The following is a 19,928-nucleotide window of genomic DNA, read 5'->3' as shown; positions in this document are numbered from 1 at the left end:
AACACCGTCCGGGCTCTGGGCGCCGACAGGCCCGGGCGCGGGAGCGGGAGCGTCCTTCGGCTTTGTCCCGGGGGCGGGGGTGGGCGAGGGCGTGGCGGGGTGCTGCGGCTGTTGGGTCACCAGAACATTTTGCCCTACGCGCCCGGAAGCGGGGCGATCACGGGCTGGCGGATGGAGCAAACCGCACTACCCACAACCGCCCTTAAGTGGTGTAGTGACTTTATGCATTGGGGGTCATCGACTGAGGCGGCGCATCATGCAGGAATTGCTCATCATTCTTCAGGACGGCTTCAACGAGGATGAGGTCGCCATCACGGTCAACGGCAAGGAGGCCCGGTACGACCGCGATGTCACCACCCGGGAGCTGCTGGGCATGGCCGAGGAAGTCTCCGTTGAACTGCCGGCAAAAGGCGCAACGGTGGGGGTTGAAGTCACCAGCCGCAATCTCAGCGCGGAAATGAAGCTCCACGGCAGGCCACGGAGCCTCCTGGTGTCCATCGAAGACGGCGAACTTGTGCTCAGCGAAGGGACGGGCCGCGAGGCATTCCTCTAGCCTGCCTCCACCAGCGACAGTGCTTCGTCCAGCACCTTTCCGAAGTTGGTGGCGTCGTGCGCGAACCGGCCGAGGAACAGCCCCGACACACCGTTCAGTGCGGGCAGCAGGCCTGGTTTCGCGGAGCCGCCATAGATCACGGGCAGCCCGTGCAGCCCGTGGGCACCGAGCAGCTCCCGCAAAATGCGTACGACGGCGGACACGTACTCAGCGCTGGCAGGCTCGGCGGCGCCGATGGCCCAGACGGGTTCATAGGCGATGACCAGCCGGGCGGCCAGGTCCCAGTCCCCGCCGACCGCGGCTTCGATCTGTCCGCAGACGAACCGGGCGGCGTCTTCCGCGCCGGCGGTACCGCCGTCGTCGGCTGCTCCGGTATCCGAGGTGGTCTCCTGACCGGGCGACTCCTCCCCCACGCACAGCAGCGGGGTGACGCCGGCGTCGTCGGCCGCCCTGACCTTGAGCGCGATCATGGCGTCGTCTTCACCGAAGTGCCGCCGCCGCTCGGCGTGCCCGAGCTCCACGAGTCCCACGCCCAGCTCGGCGAGCAGCGACGGCGAGAGCTCGCCCGTCCACGGACCCTCAGCCCAGCCGCAGTTCTGGGCCCCCAGGACCAGCGGCGACCCGGCAATGATCTCCCCTGCCGCCGGAAGCATCGGAAAGGATGGAATCACGAACGGGACCACCCGCCCGGCCGCGAGGGCCGGGCGGGCGTCCGCCTGTTGACGCAGTTCATCCATCCAGCGCAGGCTGTCCCGATAGCCCAGGTACATCTTGGTGCTGACGCCGACGAAAATCGTGCCGGGGTCTTTGATGGCCTGGCTGAGCTGGGTCACGGGACTTCCTGCCTTTGCTGGGGTTACTGGGTGTTGCTGCGCCGCTGCGGTTTGCTGCTGACTACTTTTCCAGCAGTGCCTGATCTTTGGCAGTGCCGGCCGTTCCGGTGGCGCTGGTTTCGAGCAGGTCGTCGGCCTTGTTCTTGAACTTGCGAGTACCGATCATCATGACCGCAGCGAGGAACGGCAGCACACCGAGTGCGTAGACGCCCATGGTGCCGGTGTCCGAAGCGGTCACCTGGTTGACGGTGGTCCGCAGGATCGGGGCCACGAAGCCGCCGAGGTTTCCCAGCGAGTTGATGAGACCGATGCCCGCCGCGGCGGCAGTTCCCGTGAGGAACGCCGTCGGATACGACCAGGCGATGGGGCCGATGGAGAGGAAGCTGCATACCGCGAGGGTGATGAACACGATGCCCAGCGCCGGGAGGTGGTTGGCGCCGGCCCAGGCGGAGCCGAAGATGCACAGGCCGGTGGAGATGAACAGCCCGGTGCCCCAGACCCGGCGGCGGATTATGGTGTTGGCGGCCTTGCCGATGAAGTAGCAGGCGAAGATGCCGAAGAACCACGGGATGGCGGCCATGAGTCCGACGGCGAGGCCCACCTTCTGCCCGGTCAGCTGCGCCACCTGCTGCGGCAGGTAGAAGGTGACGCCGTAGACGGCGATCTGGAGGCAGAAGTAGATGACGGTGAAGTACCAGACCTTGCCGTTCTTCATCGCGGCGAGCACACCGCGCGGACCGGTCTCTTCCTTGACGGTGTCTTCCAGGGCCATGACGTCCAGCAGCGCCTTCTTCTCGTCCTTGTTGAGGAACTTTGCGTCCTGCGGGCTGTTGATCAGGAAGAAGAAGGCGGCGATGCCGGCCAGCACGGCGAGCATGCCCTCGACGAAGAACATGACCTGCCAGCCCTGGACGCCGGGAACCTGGTCGCCGATGTTGATCAGCCAGCCGGACAGCGGGGCGCCCATCATCTGGGAGAACGGCTGTGCCAGGTAGAAGATGGCGAACATCTTGACGCGGACCTTGTTCGGGAACCAAGCGGCGAGGAACATGATGACGCCCGGGAAGAGCCCGGCCTCGGTCACGCCCAGCAGGAACCTCAGGATCACGAAGGAGGTCTCGTCCTGCACGAAGGCGAAGCAGGCGGAGACGATGCCCCAGGTGACGGCGATGCGTGCCAGCCACACCTTGGCGCCGAACTTGGTCAGGAGCAGGTTGCTGGGGATTTCGAACAGGGCGTAGCCGATGAAGAAGATGCCTGCGCCGAGCGCGTAGGCGCCCGCGCTGATGCCTTTGTCCGCTTCGAGGGCGGCCTCGGCGAAGCCCACATTGGTGCGGTCCAGGAAGGCTACGACGTACAGGATGACGAGCATCGGCATGAGCCGGAAGGATGCCTTGGAGATGGCCGATTTGAGGACCGGCGAGTCCAGCAGCTCCTTCGTGGTGGATGGTTTGGTGACAGTCATTCAAACTCCTCTTTGAGTAAAAGTGAGCAAATCCGGGCAGAGCGAACGGGCCGGTTCCGGAGGAACTGGTCCCGGTAAATCAGGTTGATGGTTCGAAATTCTCAAAGCGAAAAGGCGATGAGCAGCGCGCCGGCAAGGCTGGCGAGGACGCCGATGGCGAGGTAAATCTTGCGTTCCCTGGTCCAGGAGCGAAGCATGGCTGTCCTTCCTAGTGCATGTAGAGGCCGCCATCCACATTCAGCGTCTGGCCGGAGATGTATCCGGCGTCCTCGCTGATGAGGAAAGCGATGGCTGCTGCGATGTCCCGCGTGGAACCAACCCTGTTGACCACGAGGTCCTTGACCAGTTCGTCCTTGCGTTCCTGGCTCAGGGTGCCGCCCATGATGTCGGTGTCAATGGGGCCGGGCGAGATGGCGTTGACCGTGATGTCGTACTCCCCCAGTTCGCGGGCCGTGGAGCGGGTCAGTCCGATCACACCGGCCTTCGCAACGGAGTACGGGGTCTTGGAGAAGGTGCCGCCGCCGCGCTGGGCGGAGACGGAGGAGATGTTAACGATGCGGCCGATCCGGTTCTTCGCCATGGATTCGGCGACGCGGCGCGTGGTGTAGTGGACGCCGTTGAGGTTGATGTTGAGCACGCGGTCCCACTCGGCGGCGTCGAGTTCCAGGTACGGGACCGGCGAGCTGACGCCGGCAACGTTGGCAAGGGCCACGATCTGCGGGAGCTCCGCCTCAAGGGAATCGATGGCTGCCCGGACCGATGCCTCGTCCGCGACGTTCGCGCCCACGCCGTGCGCCTTCACGCCGTACTGGCTGGCGATTTCCTTGGCCGTGGCCTGGCAGAGGGCGTCGTCGAGATCGATGATGCCGATGTTCCAACCCTGCTCTGCCAGGTAGTTGGCGGTGGCCCGGCCGATGCCGCGTTCCGAGACGGCTCCGGTGACGATGGCCGTGCGCTCGGACGGAAAAGTGCTCATGGATGTGCTCCTAAGTCGTTATGTGAAAAGGGCAGCACAGCAGGAGGGCGGCTGCTCGGGGGCAGCGCCCACCTGCCGTGGTGCTTAGTTAGATGGTGTTAGTTGATCGGGGCCGGGCCGAGTTCCTCGATGAGCTTCTGCATGGCGACGTAGGCCTTGTTGCGGTAGGCGATCAGCTCGGGGGTGCGCTCGGCGGGGACGTTCAGGAAGCCTGCGCCGGTCTTGGTGCCCAGCTTGCCGGCCTCCACGAGGTCCGTGAGGATCTTCGGTGTGGCGAACCGCTCCGGGAAGTCGGTCTGCAGCGACTTGTAGCAGAAGTTGTAGACGTCCAGGCCCGCCATGTCGGCGATGGCGAAGGGGCCGAAGAACGGCAGCCGGAAGCCGAAGGTTGTACGGACCAGGGTGTCCACGTCCTCCGCCGTCGCGATGCCCTGCTCCACCAACTGGGCAGCCTCGTGGAAGAGGGCATACTGCAGGCGGTTCAGCACGAAGCCGGTGACGTCCTTGACCACTGCCGTTTGCTTGTTGGCGGCGTGGACGAGGTCGCGGACGGCGCCCACGGTCTCGGCCGAGGTGCCTGCGTGGGGGATGATTTCGACGCCGGGGATAAACGGCGACGGATTGGAGAAGTGCACGCCGAGGAAGCGCTCCGGGTTGGCGACCGGCTGGGAGAGCTCGGCGATGGAGATCGTGGAGGTGTTGGAGCCGATGATGGCGTCCGGCCGGGCGGCAGCGCTGATGCGGGCCAGGGTCTCGTGCTTGATGGCGATGACCTCGGGCACTGCCTCCTCGATGAAGTCGGCGTCGGCCACGGCTTCCTCGATGTCCTTCGCGGCCCAGAGGTTCTGCTTCAGGATCTCCGTGGATCCTTCGGGAAACAGCCCGTCGGCCACGAACTGGTCGGACTCGGTGAGCAGGCGCTCGTAGTTCTTCTGCGCCACCTCGGCGGACACGTCCGCAAGGGCAACGCGGGCACCGCCGAGGGCGAGGACCTGCGCGATGCCGCCGCCCATGTAGCCGGATCCGACGACGGCGAACTTGCGTGGGCTGGTGGGTGTTTCGGTCATGTTCAGTCGGCCTTCGTGTAGTCGGGTTCGTACGAGCAGATCGCGTCCACCTTGGCGGCGGAGGAGGAGTTTTCATCGAAGCGGTGCTCCAGCCATTCGCCCACCAGCTTCTTGGCAAGTTCCAGCCCGATAACGCGCTGGCCCATGGTGAGGACCTGGGCGTTGTTGCTGAGGACGGAGCGTTCCACGGAGTAGCTGTCGTGGGCGGTGACGGCGCGGATGCCGGGGACCTTGTTGGCGGCAATGGCCACGCCCAGGCCGGTGCCGCAGATCAGGAGTGCGCGGTCCGCTTCGCCTTCGGCCACTTTGCGGGCGGCTGCGACGGCCAGATGCGGGTACGCGGTGGAGTCGTTGGCGGCGACGCCAATGTCCTCGACGGAGGCAACGCGGGGGTCCGCCTCCAGCAGTGCCTTCAGTGCTTCCTTGTATTCGACGCCGGCCTCATCGTTGCCGATGACAATGCGCCAGCCTTCTGTGTTGCTCATTCCATTGCTCCGTTTCCGGCCGTCGAGGCCATGTGGGACGCGGCCGGTGTGGAATCGGCCGCATCAGATGCGAGGTAGGTGGCCACGCGCTCGGCAATCAGTCCAAACGAGACTGCACCGGGGTCCGGGTGGCCGAGGCTTTTTTCAGCCAGCGGGCGGGCGCGGCCCTTGAGGGGGCGCAGGTCCGCGGTCCGACGGGCCGCTTCGTTCGCCGCGGCAGCGGCGGTAGTGAGGGCATCCCCCAGGGAGGCACCGCCGTCGAACGCTTCTTTGAACGCGTCCCGGAACGGCAGGAGGGCGTCAACCATCGTCTTGTCCCCCGGCTCTGCCTTGCCAAGTTCGGTGATGGCGTTGCTGAAGGCGGACACGGCTGCGGTCGCGTCCCCGGCGCCGTACGAATCCCGGTTGCCCAGTGCGAGGCCGGCGGCCATCACGGCAGTACCCCAGAGCGCACCGGAGGTTCCGCCGGCACGCTCGCTCCAGGCCTCACCTGCGGCGGTGAGCACGCGTTCAGCCGAGGCTCCGGCTGCTGCGTTCTGCTCACCGGCCGCGGCAGCCGCGTCAACGCCGCGGCGCATGCCGATGCCATGGTCCCCGTCGCCGGCAATCGCGTCCAAGTCGCCAAGTTCCGCTTCGTGTTCGACAACGACGTCCTGCACCTGGGCGAGGACGGCGGCTGCCAGCCGGCCCAGGTTGGCGGACGCTTCGGTTGCCATTTCGGTGTCCTCGGCTGCCGCGTCTTCTGCACCCGCGACTTCACGCCGGGCGCGCGGCGAGGTGTTGCCCTTGCGGTAGGCAGGGGTGTCGGCGGGCGCGGCCCAGAGCTGCTCGAGTTCGTCGTCGAGCCATAGCAGGGTGAGCGAGAGCCCGGACATGTCCAGGCTGGTGACGAGCTCGCCGCATTCCGGCTCCACGACGGTCAGGTTGGCGGCGTTGAGGAGCTTTTCGATCTTGCCGAAGAGGAGGAACAGTTCGTCGTACTTGACCGTGCCCAGGCCGTTGACGATGGCCACCACGCGGCTGCCGGCATCGTCGGGCTTGTCCTCAAGCAGCCGCGACACCAGCAGCTCGGCGAGCTCGGACGCGGTGGGCATGGGGTGCTCGGAGATGCCCGGTTCGCCGTGGATGCCCAGGCCCAGCGACATCTGCCCGGCCGGGACGTGGAACAGCGGTTCGGATGCACCGGGAAGGGTGCATCCATCGAAGGCCACGCCCAGTGACCGCGTGCGGTGGTTCGTCTTGATGGCGAGGCGCTCTACCTCCTCCAGGCTCAGGCCGGCCTCGGCTGCGGCGCCTGCAATCTTGAAGACCGTCAGGTCGCCGGCGATGCCGCGGCGCTTCTCGATCTGGTCCAGCGGGGCGCTGGCGATGTCGTCCGTGACCAGCACGGTACGCGTCTCGATGCCCTCGGCGTTGAGCCGGAGCTGGGCCTGGCCGAAGTGCAGCACGTCGCCGGCGTAGTTGCCGTAGCTCAGCAGCACGCCGCCGCCCGCGTTGGCGGCCTTGGCCACGCGGTAGACCTGCCCGGCGGCCGGCGAGGCGAACATGTTGCCGCACGCTGAGCCTGCGGCGAGGCCGGGCCCCACCAGGCCGGCGAAGGCCGGATAGTGGCCGGAGCCGCCGCCCACCACAAGGGCCACCTGGCCGGCGGGGATCTCGGTGGAGCGCACGACGCCGCCGTCCACGCGGGCAACATAGCCGCGGTTGGCGGCGACGAAGCCGTCCAGCGCCTCATCTGCGAAATCAGCGGGATTGTCGAAGATCTGGGTCATGGTTCCTCATTGAATCCGGGTTGGTTGAACGGTACTGCTGGGTTTTTCGGGGCCGGGCGACGCTAGTGGGCGACGGCGGCGGGCTGCTGCCGTCCCTGCGCCACTTGGCTTTGGCCGAGGGCGTAGCCTTCTTTCTTGGGCAGCACGTGGCGGCGCAGGTAGTCCTGGTTGCTGGCCGTCACGGAGAGGCCGTCGCCGCCGTAGTGCTCGGTGCACAGGATGCCCTGGAAGCCAACGGAGAGGGCGACCTTGAACGCCTCGCGGTAGTTGATGAGGCCGCTTTCCATGGGGGCAGGCATGGCGACGTACATGTCGCGGGCCACGTCCTCGTCGCGGATGTAGTTCTTCATGTGCCAGTAGTTGGAGTACGGCAGGGTCTTCGCCACCATTTCCCGCCAGTCCTCGATGGGCCGGTGCAGGCGGATCAGGTTGCCGAGGTCGGGGTTTAGGCCCACGTTGGACAGGCCAATGTCCTGGACGAACTGCACGGAGGAGTCGGCTGTTCCGATGTAGGTGTCCTCGTACATCTCGAGCGAGAGCAGGATGCCCACGTCTGCGGCGTGCCTGCCAAGTTCCTGGAAACGGGCGACCGCGTTGTTCCAGGCTTCCTTGTCCCCTGCCGGGTCCTTGTAGCCTTCGACGGTCCAGAACCAGAGGTGCTTCTGCTGTTCCGGGGTGATTGCCTGGTGCAGGCCGAAGGACACCACTTCGCAGCCGAGCTCAGCGGCGGCGTCGATGGTGCGGTGGCTGTAGGCCAGGTTGTCCTCCCACTTGCCCTCCTCGATGATGCTCCGGCGGATGGCTGAGATGACCGGGATCCCGATGCCCACGTCGTCGGCCGTCTGCTTGAATTCGGCGAGGCGGTCCTTGCTCAGGTCGCCGGGACGGACCCAGCTGTCGGTGAGGTCGGCGTTTGCGAAGCCGGCTTCCTTGACCTCGGTGAAGACCTCGGCCCAAGCGGAGGCGTCGGCGTCGTTGATGTGGGTGCCCTGGGCGTCCACGCCCGGGAACTGCAGCAGGGCCGCTGTTATGGGCCAGTTGTCGGCGGTGTAAGCCACGGTGTTCACTCCCTTGTGGAATCCTGTTTCCTATAGGATTTACTATCGGGTAGGAGTTGTCAAGGTCACATTCCCTCGCCCCCTGTCGTGATGGCAACCATCGAAGATCCTATAGGCATGATCTTCGCGTGTGAAGAGCCTCACCTCGGAGGCAGCAACTCATTGCACCTTCCACGCTACGCCTCCCTCAACTAAGTAGCAGCAGAGGGCGTTCCCACGGCCGGGAACGCCCTCTGCTGCTACTTACATGGGTTGCGCGGTCGCTAATGCGCGGTGCCGCAACGGTGCCGTTACTCCTCCGGGGCGTCCGCTATGGCGCGTTCGCGGACCTTCCGAATGTGGGCCGCCATGGCAGCTTCTGCCTTTTCCGGATCCCCGCTGGACAGTGCGTCCAGGACGGCCTGATGCTCGGCGATGGCATTCTCGGCGTCGGTGATCCCCACTCCCCCGAAAAGCCGGAAGCGCTGAACCTGTCCGCCGAGTGCGGCGTACGCACCTAGCAGGAACTGATTGTCAGTCTGCTGGGCAATCAGCTGGTGGAAGCGCTCATCCGCCTCCAGATAGTCCTTGTACTCCACAAAGGACGGGCCGCGCGGCGCCGATTTCAGGTCGGTGAGTGTCTGTTCAAGCTCGGCGAGACGGTGCGGGTTCAGGCGCGTGCAGGCAAGGCGGGCATTGACCGGCTCGATCGCGAGGCGGGCCTCCATGAGATCCGCAAAGTCCTCGCGGGTGAACACCGGCGCCACACGGTAACCTTTGAGCGCCACTCTGCGGACCATGCCGGTGTGTTCCAGGCGAGCAAGTGCCTCGCGGACGGGGGTCGGGGATACGTCCAGTTCGCGGGCAGTTCCGTCAATGCTGACGGCGGCACCCGGTTCCAGCCTGCCGTCCATGAGCGAGGCCAGCAGCTCCTCGTAGACGTGGTCGGCCAGGACCTGGCGGCTGACGGTCCTGCCTACTTTGCGTCCGGTCGGATCCTCGGGCCGGCTGCCGGCGCGGGTGCCGTTGGACGCTTTTTGCATGATCAGATCCTATAGGGACGCCCCAGGGAAGACCGCAAGCTAGTCCCGCGTGACACGTCTGGCTGCGGTTAAACCACTGGAACCGCCCGGCGAACGGGCGGTTCCAGTGGTTGCTAACGAGCCTCGGGACCGAGCAGCGCCAAGGCTAAGCCGGCTGGTACACCGGGTAGTCGGTGTAGCCCTTGGGGCCCTCGCCGTAGAACGTGGACGGGTCCGGCTCGTTCAGCGGCAGGCCCTCCCGCCAGCGGCGGGCGAGGTCCGGGTTGGCGATGGCGGGCCGGCCCACCACGACGGCATCCGCGTGCCCGTCGGCGACGAGAGACAGTGCTTCCTCGCGTGTGGTGATGACGCCGAAGCCGGTGTTGACCAGGAACGTGCCGTTGAAGCGCGACCGCAGGTCCTGGACCAGGTCGCCAGTCGGCTCGGCGTGCAGGATGCTCAGGTACGCCAGGTCCAGCGGGGCGATGGAGTTGACCAGCACATCGTAGGTTGCTCGGACGTCGGCGACATCAGTCTCTTCGATGCCCTGGACGTTGTGTTCGGGCGAGATCCGGATGCCGACGCGGTTGGCACCCAGCGCCTCCACGACGGCGTTCACCGTCTCGATGACGAAGCGGGCGCGGTTTTCGGGCGAGCCGCCGTAGCTGTCGGTGCGGACGTTGGTGTTCGGCGCCAGGAACTCGTGGAGAAGGTAACCGTTGGCGGAGTGCAGCTCAACGCCGTCGAACCCTGCCTCGATCGCGTTGCGCGACGCGGTGACGATTTCCTCGCGGACGACGGGCAGCTCGTCGGTGGAAAGCTCGTGCGGGACCGGGTGCGGCTGCTTGCCGTTGTAGGTCCGGGTCTCACCTTCGACGGCGATCGCGCTGGGGGCCACGACGCGGTGGCCGCCGTTGATGTCCTCATGCGAGACGCGTCCGCCGTGCATGATCTGGGCGAAAATTCGGCCGCCCTCGGCGTGGACTGCGTCGGTGACCTTCTTCCAGCCGGCGATCTGCTCGGGGGTCGCAAGGCCGGGCTGACCGGGGTAGGAGCGGCCAGCCGGGCTGGGGTAGATTCCCTCGCTGACGATCAGGCCGAGCGAGGCACGCTGGCGGTAGTGCTCCACCACGAGCGGGCCGGGGACGCCCTCTTGGCCTGTACGGACACGGGTGAGCGGTGCCATGACGAGGCGGTTGGGAAGTTCGAGCTCGCCGAGAGTCAGCGGGGAAAACAGCATGCGGAGTTCCTTTCAGAATGCATCAGGTTCACCAGCTCTAACTGCCTAGCGCGTGCAACTATTCCGGGTGTGGCGGAGCTCACCAGCCCAGGCAGCGGGCGGTGGCGCGTTCGACGGCGTTGCGGCAGCTTGCCTGTGCCCATTGCGCACCACGACACTCGTGTGCGACTATTCCCGTGATCGTGATCTATCGGCAGGAGGTGAGACCCATGAACGCAGTATCCGCAACGGGTGCTCCCCTGCAGTCCACGATCGCGCGACTGGGTTAGTCGCCACCGGGAGCGCCTAACAGGCAATTCGCGAAAGGCGACTCCCATGAACACAACACCTTCTCCAACTCTGCACTCCACCTCGACGCCGGCCTCCGACCGGCCGAAGTCCGACCAGAATCAGCCGCAGGTCGACTCCACAAAGCGGGTGCGCGCCGCGGGCGAGCGAGCTTTGGTCCTCGGTGGCGGCGGTTCAACAGGCAACGCGTGGTTAATTGGTGTCATCGCCGGCCTGTTCGAGGCCGGGCTGGACGTGACCGACGCTGATCTGGTCATCGGGACGTCGGCCGGATCGACGGCCGCGGCCCAGATATCTGGCGCGACCCCAATCGAGCTGCTTGCTGCCATCCTTGCCGCGGCACCCCAGCAACGGACCGGTTCGGCCGGATCCCACGGTGGACGCGTTCCGACCAGGCCGGCCGCCGCCCACATGGAGAGAACGAGCGCAATCATCGCCGCCGCTGAGGATGCGGCCGACATGCGCCGCAGAATGGGCGCGGCAGCACTCGAAATGGACGGGGCGTCGGACGGTTCCGGGCAAACACGGTGGCGCGCTACTGTCGCCGCTCGGCTTCCCAGTCAGCTTTGGCCGCAACGGCGGATGCTCATCACGGCCGTTGATGCCCAAACCGGGGAACCGGTCGTGTTCGACCGCCACAGCGGGGTCGACTTGGTGGACGCCGTCGCCGCAAGCTGTGCCAGCGGCTTCGCTTACAGGATCGGCGACAGCCGATACATCGACGGCGGCTACCGATCCAACGCCGATAATGCCGATCTGGCAGCCGGATACGGGCGGGTGCTGGTGCTCTCGCCATTCGGCGGCAGATCTCGGACGCCGGTGGACTGGGGCATGCATCTCGCAACACAGGTCACCGAGCTACGCGCACGCGGCAGCAGAGTCGAATCGATCTTCCCGGATAGCAACTCGGAGCACATGTTCGGCGCCAATGCCATGGATCTGTCGCTGCGTCCGCCCGCTGCTCGAGCTGGTTACAACCAAGGCAGTGCCCTTGCCGAGCAGCTCACCGAGTTCTGGCGCTGACGCTCTCGAAATCAGTCGTCTCGGTAGGCCCGACGCCAGTCGAACCTGCTGATCAGAATCTCGCCCGCGTCGTACGGGTCGCGAGAATGTCCACTTTGAGCAGGGGACGGGAAAGATTCTGTCACCGGCCTCTCATCCAGCCGAACCCGGGCATCCCTCTCCCCGCGGATTGGTCCGGCAGTCGTCCGCGTAATTGCGCGTTACCGAGCGCCAAACGCTCACCGTCTGGGCTGGAGAGCTGAACTGGCCCTGATTTGGGATGGGAAGATCCGGTCCTCCGTTGACGGAGTAGGTTCCCTGAAAGTAGGTGGTGAGGACGACGTTGAAGTCGCCGGTCGCTGCGTAGGCGTGGCTGGTCCGGGTCTTCTCACCCCAGCGCTCCTGCGGGAGCGGACCGCCCATGGCGGTCGTCGGACCGAGCGATATCCCGTCGCCGTAGTCCCAGCGGTACTGGACAGGCTTGGCGGTGATGTGGACCTTTTGCCCCAGCATTGTCACGTCAAAGGACTGTTGCGATGACTCAGCATAAAAGTTGGTATCCGCACCCCTCAGCGTATGGGGACGCGGCTGAATTCCGAGAGTGCCCGCATCGACGGGCAGTTGCTCGAAGCGGCGCTGGATCTGGGCCGCGATCCTACCTAGGACATCACTTGGGTCCTCCGAGTAGACGCAGCGATCGGGACGAATCGGGCTCCAGCTGCTGTCGTCTGCAACTCGAAGTTTCCACCACCATCTGACCGGGCGGCCGTCCTTCCCGTCCGTGCACTTGATGGAGGCGGTAAGACAGGCCACATCGAAGTCATTATTTGCGACCAGACACAAGGGAGTGAATTTGTACTGGTATGGACTCTCGGGCGCCGACGCCGGCGCGTCTACCCAAAATTTACTGCCAGCGTCGAAGTGCCAAACTCCAACGCCACCGGTGTTCCAGAAGACGTCTGTGTTGTCAGCGGCGGCCGGCGTCGCACAGCTCAATGCTATGAGCAACGACAGCGACAATGCGTAGGTAATGCGTCGACCCTGGGGTTCGATCTCCATGGTGAACTCATGCACCGAGCCGGTCGACATTTACGGCCTTCCAACGGCCATCAACAAAGCGCACGATCATAATATCCGCAAGAACTTGCGAGCCGGGAACGGATTTTTCAATGCTGGCGTCGGCCTTGTGTAGCGCGCCCGCGGATTGCTCCAGTTGCGTGGAGACCTGGTATTCACCTGTCGAGGACTTTACGAACTCGGTAAACGCACCGTTGGCTTTGACGAGGCCTCCGGATATCCATCTTCCTTTGGAGTTCCACTCCAAGATTCCAGGCCGTACTTTTTGGCAAAGGGCGCAGGTTGGCGCAGTGACCTTATCCAAGGGGCCGAAGTTTCCAGTTTCATATGCAAAATTGAGCGTGGTGTACCAATATTTGGCAAATGCAACCAAGCCCGCTTTAGTTTCACGCTCGGCGGTTTTTGGCAAAATCGGCACGGGGACGTTCTGCGCTCTTCCCTTGGCGTCGGCGGGCTTGTACGCCGGGGTCGGTTTGGGCGTGGGAGTGGCACTAGGCGTGGCAGTTGCCGCGCCGGAAGCGGACTGGGCTGGCGACCCCACGGCCGTGGCAGTTGGACCAGCCTGGGGGTCCCCGCCGCCGCTGCAGCCGCTGAGCGCCAGGACGGACACAGCGACGGCGGAAATCACAGGCAGGCGGAGGCGTTCAGAAATGCAGGTACGAGAAGTCATGCGCTAATCCCCCCGGATAGGTTTCAAGACATCTGTGTCCGAACAATGGTTAAAGGGTAACCGAGGTCACACTTTCCGGCTCAAAGTTATCCACAGCCACATGAGGGCACCTCGGGCACAACACAAGCGGGCCCCGTGAGAATCTCACCGGGCCCGCTTTGTGTCCCGATCACAGCGCCAGCAACGGCGCTGCCATCAGGCGAAGTCGCGGACTACATAGCCCTATCCCGCGTCTGCGCCGGCAGGACCAGCTCCCCCGTCCTGTCCGTCGACAAAGCGAGCGAGGAAACGTACTGGGGTTCGCCGTCGGGCCCATCCTGGGCGGAACGGACCATGTCCGGGCGTTCGAACTCAATCCCGGTCACGTGGCAGAGCAGTTTAGCGTCGCTAGGGTTCCCATCGGCGTCGAACATCGGCAGGTCAATGCCGTCATCGGTGCGCCGCAGGTAGTACCTGCCCTTGGTCAGGACGGCCAGAACCGGCGGCAGGACGAGCGCCAGGCCCACCGCAAAGATCGGCGAGTACGGCTGAATTCCGGAACCAAACGCGCCGAAGAAAACCGCGATGGACACCCCGGCAGAAGCCAGCATGGACACGAATCCAACCGGATTCACGGCATGCAGCATGCCGCGCCGGAATTCGGGGGTCTTGGGTGAGATCTTCAACAGGTACTTGTTGATGGCAATGTCCGAGGCCACCGTGACCACCCAGGCCATGGCGCAGTTGGCGTAGAAGCCCAGAATGGTGTTGAGGAAGTCGAACATGTTGGCTTCCATCAGGATCAAAGCGATCAGCAGGTTCACCGCAACGAACACCATCCGTCCTGGGTAGGTCTTGGTCACGCGGGTGAAGCTGTTGGTCCACGCCAGCGAGCCGGAGTAGGCGTTGGTGACGTTGATCTTGATCTGGGAAATAACCACCAGCACCACGGCCAGGCTCATCGCCAGCCACGCCGGCATCATCTCCTCATAGACGCCCAGAAACTGGTGCACCGGCTCATTCGCCGTCGCCGAGGCCGCCGGATCCAGCTTGGCGATCAGGTAGACGGCGATGAACATGCCCACGATCTGCTTAACTGCGCCGAAAAGAACCCAGCCCGGCCCGGCGAGAATCACGGCACGCCACCACGCGCCCTTGTTGTCGGCGGTCTTGGGCGGCATGAACCGCAGGTAGTCGATCTGCTCCGCGATCTGCGCCATCAGCGACAGGCAGACGCCGGCGGCCAGCATGACCGAGGCAAGATTGGTGCCCGCAGCACCCGAGCTCCCCGTGTAGGCGAAGAAGTTATCGATGCTGGCGGGGTGGGTCACCAGCAGGTAGCCGACCGGAACCACCATGAGGAGCAGCCACAGCGGCGTGGTCCATACCTGGAGTTTGGCCAGCGTGTTCATCCCGTAAATGACCAGCGGAATGATGATGATCGTGGACGCGGCGTATCCCAGCCATTGCGGAATTCCCAGCCCCAGTTCGAGGCCCTGCGCCATGATCGACCCCTCCAGCGCAAAGAAGATAAACGTGAAGGTCGCAAAGATCACGTTCGTCACCACGGAACCGTAATAGCCGAACCCGGAGCCGCGGGTAATCAGGTCCAAATCGATGTTGTAGCGGGCTGCATAATAGGCCAGCGGAAAACCCGTGGCGAAGATAATCACGGCGGCCACGACAATTCCGAGGATCGCATTTACCGTACCGTAGGCAATCCCGATATTCGCGCCGATCGAGAAATCAGCCAGGTAGGCGATTCCTCCCAGCGCACTCGTCGCCACCACGCCCGCGCTCCACTTGCGATAGGAACGCGGCGCGAACCTGAGCGTGTAATCCTCCAGGCTTTCCTTGGTCGCACTCAGGGCGTCCGCGTTGGCGGCCACCCGGCTGCCGGCCACCCCCGGCTGTTTGGTCTCCAGCCCGACGCCGGCGTGGCCGACGGCGGCACCGTCCCCCGGGCTATCCAACAGGTCGCTGTCCTTCAGTTCATTAGTCATGAAGCTCCGCTTTCGTCACCGGTTTGTCTCCGCCGACGCTAGTCATGCCATGCGACGGCACGGTTCCCGGGGTATTACAGCGATGTAAAGTGTCCTGCGCGTCCGTCAGACCGCCGCTCCATCCCGTGGCGCAGGTCCGCTCTTGCTGGGAAAATCTGTTCATACCCCTATCGTTTTTCTACAAGCTGTAGAAGAATGGAGCTCATGATGTTCAACCACGCCGACGGCGATCCCATCCTGGTCCTCGACGAAGAGCAGTGCTGGCAGCTTCTCGAGGGCACCAGGCACGGCCGCTTGGTGGTCACCGTGGCGGGTGAGCCGGATATCTTCCCCGTCAACTACGTGACCAGCCGGCGGAAGCTGTATTTCCGCACGGCCCCGGGCAACAAGCTCGCGCAGGTGACCATCAATGGCAGGGTCCTGTTCGAGACGGACGGCATCATGTCGGACCAGGCGTGGTCGGTAGTGCTCCGCGGCACGGCCCGCGTCCTCAGCAAGTCAGCGGAGATTGCCGAGGCCGAAGAGCTGGGACTCGCTTCGTGGGTGCCCACGTTGAAGGACTTCTATGTCGAGATCGATCCCGGCTCCGTGAGCGGCCGGCACTTCCAGTTTGGCGAGCAGCCGGAGCGCGACTTCTAACGCGATTCCAGCAGGGCTGCCGGCCTAGACTGGAAATATGGCGGACCGGCTGACACCTGAGCAGCGCAGCTGGAACATGTCCCGGATCCGGGGCAAGAACACGAAGCCCGAACTGCTGGTGCGCAGCCTTCTGCACGCAAAGGGATACCGGTACCGCCTGCACGGCGCCTCGCGCGGCATCAAGCTGCCCGGCAATCCGGATCTCGTCTTCGCAGGCCGGCGCAAGGTCATCTTCGTCAACGGCTGCTTCTGGCACTTCCACGACTGCAAGGTGGGCCAGCACGCCCCCAAGGCCAACGCCGAATTTTGGGAAACGAAACGCACCCGCACGCGGGACCGCGACGCCAGCCAGCGCCGTCAGCTTGAAAACGACGGCTGGGAGGTTCTCACCGTCTGGGAGTGCGAACTCAGGGACCTGTCCGCCGTCGAGAAACAGCTGGAGCTGTTCCTGACTCCGGGCTGAACTAGAGCAGGGCTCGGCTCAGTCCTCAGCCGGAGCCAGCCGATAGCCCACGCCGCGCACGGTCTGCAGCCAGCGCGGATTCTGGGCCGAATCGCCGAGTTTTTTGCGCAGGTTGCCCATGTGCACCTCAACGGACCGCTCGTCCGCCTCGCTGATGTAGCTTCCGACGTCGTAGGGTTCGTCCCGCAGTCGGCGCACCAGATCCGCTTTGGTACGGACCATGCGGCCCGCCTCGAGCAGAGCATGCAGCAGGTCGAACTCGGTGCGGGTCAGGCTCAACTCCTGGCCGTCGACGGCAACGGTCCGGGATTCGTAGCTCAGGTCCAGGCCGTTGTGCGTGTACTTCCGCCCCTCGTTCCCGGCGGCGGAAGGCGAGCCGGCCTCTTCGGCGAGATCCGGCGTCGAACGCGGACGCCGCATCATGGCCGCAACGCGGGCACGCAACTCGCGCGGACGGAACGGCTTGGTGAGGTAGTCGTCGGCGCCTGACTCAAGCCCGATCAGGGTGTCCAGCTCTTCCGCACGGGCTGTAAGCATGACGATGTAGGCGTCGGAGAATTGGCGGATCTGCCGGGCGACTTCAAAGCCGTCGATGTCCGGCAGTCCGAGGTCGAGCGTGATGACCGCCGGGTCCAGTTCCTTGGCGGCAAGTACTCCCTCGGCTCCGCTGCTTGCCGCGCGCACCTCAAAACCGGCCTGCGTCAGAACAACGCGCACCAATTCGCGAATGTCATGGTCATCCTCGATGACCAGTCCCACGCGTGTATCACCCATCGCAGCCCCCTCAGCCCGCTACATCCCGTCTGCAGTATAGCTCCCGGCGGATATCCTGCTCCTATGCGTTTCTCACGCCCCGTCCGGATGGACCCGCGCCCATGAGCAGTATCGCCTGGAAGGACTCCTCCGGCCGGATCCTGCTCTTCCGTCGGCCCTTCCACGAGTATTCGCTGCGGGGCAGGGTGATGCTGAGCCAGATGCCGCTTTCCGTGACGGCAGGAATCACAGCTTTTCTCATTCTGGCGTTCTTCCCCGAAACGCTGCTCAATCCCCTTTTCATCATTTTTCTGCTGTCGCAGGCAGTAATACTGATCCTCTGCTACGCCGTGCCTTGGCACCGGCTCCCGTATCCGTCCTTCCTGGCCGTACCTCTCCTGGACCTGGTGTCGATCTGCCTGGGCAGGGAAGGCGGCCAGGACAGCCTGACGGGGCTCAGCCTCATGGCCGTTTTTCCGGTCATCTGGCTGTGCGCCTCCGGGCTGTTCCCCAAAGCCGCGGTGGCAATATCCTTCTTCGGTCCGTTGGGAATCATCTGGGTGCCGCTGTTCCTCCACGGCGCTGTTTCCGGCCAGGACCTGGCGCGCTCCTTCCTGCTGCCGGTGATGATGCTGGGGATCGGCCTCACCGTGGCCGTCATGACGCTCAGCATGGTCCGGCAGCAGCGGGACCTGGAGGAGCAACAGCGCGACCTGGAAGAGAAGGACTCGCAGCTCCGCGGCGTGCTGTCCGGAAGCAAGCGCCAGGAACGGCTACTAAATACGGTCCTGGACACGGTGCATCTGGGCGTCCTCGCCGTCGATGCGCACGGCAATGACATCCTGATGAACCGCAAGCAGCGAAAGCATCACCGGCTGGCTTCGCCGCCTACCAACGACGATCCCAACGAATCCCAACTGCTGGTGTTCTCCGCCGACAGGACAACCCTGGTCCCCGTCGACCAGCGGCCCGTCCGGCGTGCGATTCTGGGCGAGGAGTTCACCGACTACCTCGTGTGGCTCGGAGCGGGCGCCGAACAGCGTGCCATCTCCACCAGTGCGAGGCCCATGGAGGACCAGGACGGGAACTTCGCCGGCTCCGTCATCGTGTTCAGCGACGTCACCGAACTAGTGAACGCCCTGGCTGCCAAGGACGATTTCGTCTCCAACGTCTCCCACGAATTCCGGACGCCGCTCACTTCGATTCTTGGCTACGTCGAGCTTCTACTGGACGACGACGACGACCTTACCGGCTCCCAGCGCGGCCCCCTGGAAATCATCCGGCGGAACTCGGAGCGGCTGCTCACGCTGGTCTCGGACCTGCTCTCCAGCCGCAACGGCCAACTGCTCGTCACCCCGAAGGCCGTAAACGTGGCCGAGCTCGTGCGAACCAGCGTCACCGCCGCCCTGCCGCGCGCCGCAGAATCCGGCATCAACCTCCACGCCGACGCCCCGGAGAGGCTGGAGGCCCACATCGATGCCGCTCGTATCTCGCAGGTGCTGGACAACCTCGTATCGAACGCCATCAAATACTCTCCCGACGGCGGAGACGTGGTGGTGTCGCTGCGCGCTGAAGACGGCCACATGCTGTGCAGCGTGAGCGATACAGGCATGGGGATGAGCCAGCAGGACCAGGAGGAGGTCTTCGCCAAGTTCTTCCGGTCCGCAGCCGTCCGCAATTCGGCGATTCCCGGCGTCGGGCTGGGGCTGTCCATCAGCAAGGCCATCGTGGAAGCCCACGGTGGCCGGGTCTCGCTGCGCAGCGAAGTGGGGAAAGGCACCACGTTTACTTTCGCACTGCCGGTGCAGAACTGAGTTCTTGCCCGCGGCGTTGACCACGGCGATAGCCGGGTGGCTGCGTCCTCTGCGGGTTACGCCCGGTGGTCCTCAATTAGCCAGCCGGCCAGCCGGCGGGCGCGCCGGGCCGCGTCAAGGTCGCCCTCCGCCGCGGAAATGATCGAGCCCTTCATGAGGATGTGCCAGGACCGGGAGAAGTCATCAGTCCGCTGCAGCCCGGCCTCGTCCGCGAGCTGCTTCACGTGGCCGCGGATCTTGGCGAGGTAGTCGATGCTGGCACGTCCCAGCGGATGCGAGGCGCCCATCTCCAGCAGCACGTTGATGAAGGAACAGGCTTCAAAGTCTGTGCGGTGGAACCAGTCGGAGAAGACATCGAAAATGGCAAGCAGCTGGCGTTCGGGGGTGTCGGCCCTGCGCCGGGCCTCTCCCACGATGGCATTGACCGTCCACACCTGGTCGCGTTTCTCAAGGAACGCCAGCACGAGCTCGTCCTTGGAAGCGAAGTGGCGGTAGAAGGTGGCCTTTGCGACGCCGGAGCTGCTGATGAGTTCATTGATGCCGACGTCCCGGACGCCACGGCGGGCGAAGAGATCGTATGCCGCATTGACGATTCGTTCGTGCATCCTGGCAGCACCGGACGCCGCAATCTCCTCGCCATACGTCCGGCCTCCCGTTGCGAGCGGGACACCCGGCGTGGCGGCCGGCTGCGGTCCAGCCTGAAGCCCTCCGGAAGGATTTTTCCCGGTGCTCCACGGCTCGGAGCTGGGTACCTCTGCCATTAGGAACAGTCTATCCCAAAGAGCAAGAC

Annotated in this window: 19 protein-coding genes; 5 read left to right on the top strand and 14 right to left on the bottom strand. The window is 64.7% G+C overall.

Annotated features, from left to right (window positions below):
* Positions 1 to 256: 256 nt before the first annotated feature.
* The gene (locus CXZ05_RS14540; RefSeq protein ID WP_102973246.1) at positions 257 to 553 is read left to right on the top strand and encodes a hypothetical protein; all 297 of its coding nucleotides are present in this window, start codon (positions 257 to 259) and stop codon (positions 551 to 553) included.
* Here the strand turns inward: CXZ05_RS14540 and CXZ05_RS14535 are convergent.
* From CXZ05_RS14535 to CXZ05_RS14495, 9 genes are all read right to left on the bottom strand, one after another.
* Positions 550 to 1,323 (bottom strand): triose-phosphate isomerase, encoded by a 774-nt coding sequence (locus CXZ05_RS14535; protein WP_374754663.1) that lies wholly within the window; start codon positions 1,321 to 1,323, stop codon positions 550 to 552. The genes CXZ05_RS14540 and CXZ05_RS14535 overlap by 4 nt on opposite strands.
* Before the next feature lie 124 nt (positions 1,324 to 1,447).
* Complete coding sequence (locus CXZ05_RS14530; RefSeq protein WP_102973244.1) at positions 1,448 to 2,851, bottom strand: MFS transporter; 1,404 nt, start codon at positions 2,849 to 2,851, stop codon at positions 1,448 to 1,450.
* Positions 2,852 to 3,059: 208 nt separating this feature from the next.
* Positions 3,060 to 3,827 carry an SDR family NAD(P)-dependent oxidoreductase gene (locus tag CXZ05_RS14525; RefSeq protein ID WP_102973243.1) on the bottom strand — a complete coding sequence of 256 codons (768 nt, stop codon included), beginning with the start codon at positions 3,825 to 3,827 and terminating at the stop codon, positions 3,060 to 3,062.
* 98 nt (positions 3,828 to 3,925) lie between these two features.
* Entirely contained in the window at positions 3,926 to 4,894 is a 969-nt protein-coding gene (locus CXZ05_RS14520) for a 3-hydroxyacyl-CoA dehydrogenase family protein (RefSeq protein ID WP_102973242.1), read from the bottom strand.
* 2 nt (positions 4,895 to 4,896) lie between these two features.
* The gene (locus CXZ05_RS14515; RefSeq protein WP_003804524.1) at positions 4,897 to 5,379 is read right to left on the bottom strand and encodes a ribose-5-phosphate isomerase; all 483 of its coding nucleotides are present in this window, start codon (positions 5,377 to 5,379) and stop codon (positions 4,897 to 4,899) included.
* Positions 5,376 to 7,151: a dihydroxyacetone kinase subunit DhaL gene (gene dhaL / locus CXZ05_RS14510; RefSeq protein ID WP_102973241.1), complete on the bottom strand. Its 1,776-nt coding sequence runs from the start codon at positions 7,149 to 7,151 to the stop codon at positions 5,376 to 5,378. The genes CXZ05_RS14515 and dhaL overlap by 4 nt, the downstream gene beginning before the upstream one ends.
* Positions 7,152 to 7,213: 62 nt before the next feature.
* A complete protein-coding gene (locus tag CXZ05_RS14505) occupies positions 7,214 to 8,209 on the bottom strand; it encodes a sugar phosphate isomerase/epimerase (RefSeq protein ID WP_102973267.1) in 996 nt (331 codons plus the stop codon).
* 290 nt (positions 8,210 to 8,499) lie between these two features.
* Positions 8,500 to 9,231, bottom strand: a complete 732-nt coding sequence (locus tag CXZ05_RS14500; RefSeq protein ID WP_258006591.1) for a GntR family transcriptional regulator — start codon at positions 9,229 to 9,231, stop codon at positions 8,500 to 8,502.
* A gap of 145 nt (positions 9,232 to 9,376) precedes the next feature.
* Positions 9,377 to 10,450 carry an alkene reductase gene (locus CXZ05_RS14495; RefSeq protein WP_102973240.1) on the bottom strand — a complete coding sequence of 358 codons (1,074 nt, stop codon included), beginning with the start codon at positions 10,448 to 10,450 and terminating at the stop codon, positions 9,377 to 9,379.
* Positions 10,451 to 10,765: 315 nt separating this feature from the next.
* On the opposite strand from CXZ05_RS14495, the gene CXZ05_RS14490 reads away from it, so the two are divergent.
* Positions 10,766 to 11,761: a patatin-like phospholipase family protein gene (locus CXZ05_RS14490; protein WP_146033098.1), complete on the top strand. Its 996-nt coding sequence runs from the start codon at positions 10,766 to 10,768 to the stop codon at positions 11,759 to 11,761.
* A gap of 132 nt (positions 11,762 to 11,893) precedes the next feature.
* Here CXZ05_RS14490 and CXZ05_RS23450 read toward each other — a convergent pair whose 3' ends face one another.
* The 3 genes from CXZ05_RS23450 to CXZ05_RS14475 form a co-directional block, all read right to left on the bottom strand.
* Positions 11,894 to 12,799, bottom strand: a complete 906-nt coding sequence (locus tag CXZ05_RS23450; RefSeq protein ID WP_258006590.1) for a PKD domain-containing protein — start codon at positions 12,797 to 12,799, stop codon at positions 11,894 to 11,896.
* Positions 12,800 to 12,806: 7 nt separating this feature from the next.
* On the bottom strand, positions 12,807 to 13,487 hold the full coding sequence (locus CXZ05_RS22860) for a DUF6318 family protein (RefSeq protein WP_146033097.1): 681 nt from the start codon (positions 13,485 to 13,487) through the stop codon (positions 12,807 to 12,809).
* A 212-nt stretch (positions 13,488 to 13,699) separates the two neighbouring features.
* Positions 13,700 to 15,469 (bottom strand): cytosine permease, encoded by a 1,770-nt coding sequence (locus tag CXZ05_RS14475; protein WP_102973238.1) that lies wholly within the window; start codon positions 15,467 to 15,469, stop codon positions 13,700 to 13,702.
* Positions 15,470 to 15,673: 204 nt separating this feature from the next.
* Here CXZ05_RS14475 and CXZ05_RS14470 point away from each other — a divergent pair, with 204 nt between their 5' ends.
* Positions 15,674 to 16,108, top strand: coding sequence for a pyridoxamine 5'-phosphate oxidase family protein (locus CXZ05_RS14470; protein ID WP_102973263.1), 435 nt, complete (start codon positions 15,674 to 15,676; stop codon positions 16,106 to 16,108).
* 37 nt (positions 16,109 to 16,145) lie between these two features.
* Positions 16,146 to 16,571 (top strand): very short patch repair endonuclease, encoded by a 426-nt coding sequence (locus CXZ05_RS14465; protein WP_102973237.1) that lies wholly within the window; start codon positions 16,146 to 16,148, stop codon positions 16,569 to 16,571.
* An 18-nt stretch (positions 16,572 to 16,589) separates the two neighbouring features.
* On the opposite strand, the gene CXZ05_RS14460 is transcribed toward CXZ05_RS14465, so the two are convergent.
* The gene (locus tag CXZ05_RS14460) at positions 16,590 to 17,345 is read right to left on the bottom strand and encodes a response regulator transcription factor (RefSeq protein ID WP_180987390.1); all 756 of its coding nucleotides are present in this window, start codon (positions 17,343 to 17,345) and stop codon (positions 16,590 to 16,592) included.
* A 101-nt stretch (positions 17,346 to 17,446) separates the two neighbouring features.
* Between CXZ05_RS14460 and CXZ05_RS14455 the strand changes: the two genes are divergently transcribed.
* Complete coding sequence (locus CXZ05_RS14455) at positions 17,447 to 19,138, top strand: cell wall metabolism sensor histidine kinase WalK (protein WP_102973236.1); 1,692 nt, start codon at positions 17,447 to 17,449, stop codon at positions 19,136 to 19,138.
* 56 nt (positions 19,139 to 19,194) lie between these two features.
* Here CXZ05_RS14455 and CXZ05_RS14450 read toward each other — a convergent pair whose 3' ends face one another.
* The gene (locus CXZ05_RS14450) at positions 19,195 to 19,743 is read right to left on the bottom strand and encodes a TetR/AcrR family transcriptional regulator (protein ID WP_102973235.1); all 549 of its coding nucleotides are present in this window, start codon (positions 19,741 to 19,743) and stop codon (positions 19,195 to 19,197) included.
* Positions 19,744 to 19,928 lie beyond the last annotated feature (185 nt).

It is taken from the genome of Arthrobacter sp. AFG20, from assembly GCF_002892795.1.
Lineage (GTDB): Bacteria > Actinomycetota > Actinomycetes > Actinomycetales > Micrococcaceae > Arthrobacter.
Note: the sequence above shows the minus strand (reverse complement) of the source record. Positions and strands in the feature narration are given on the sequence as shown.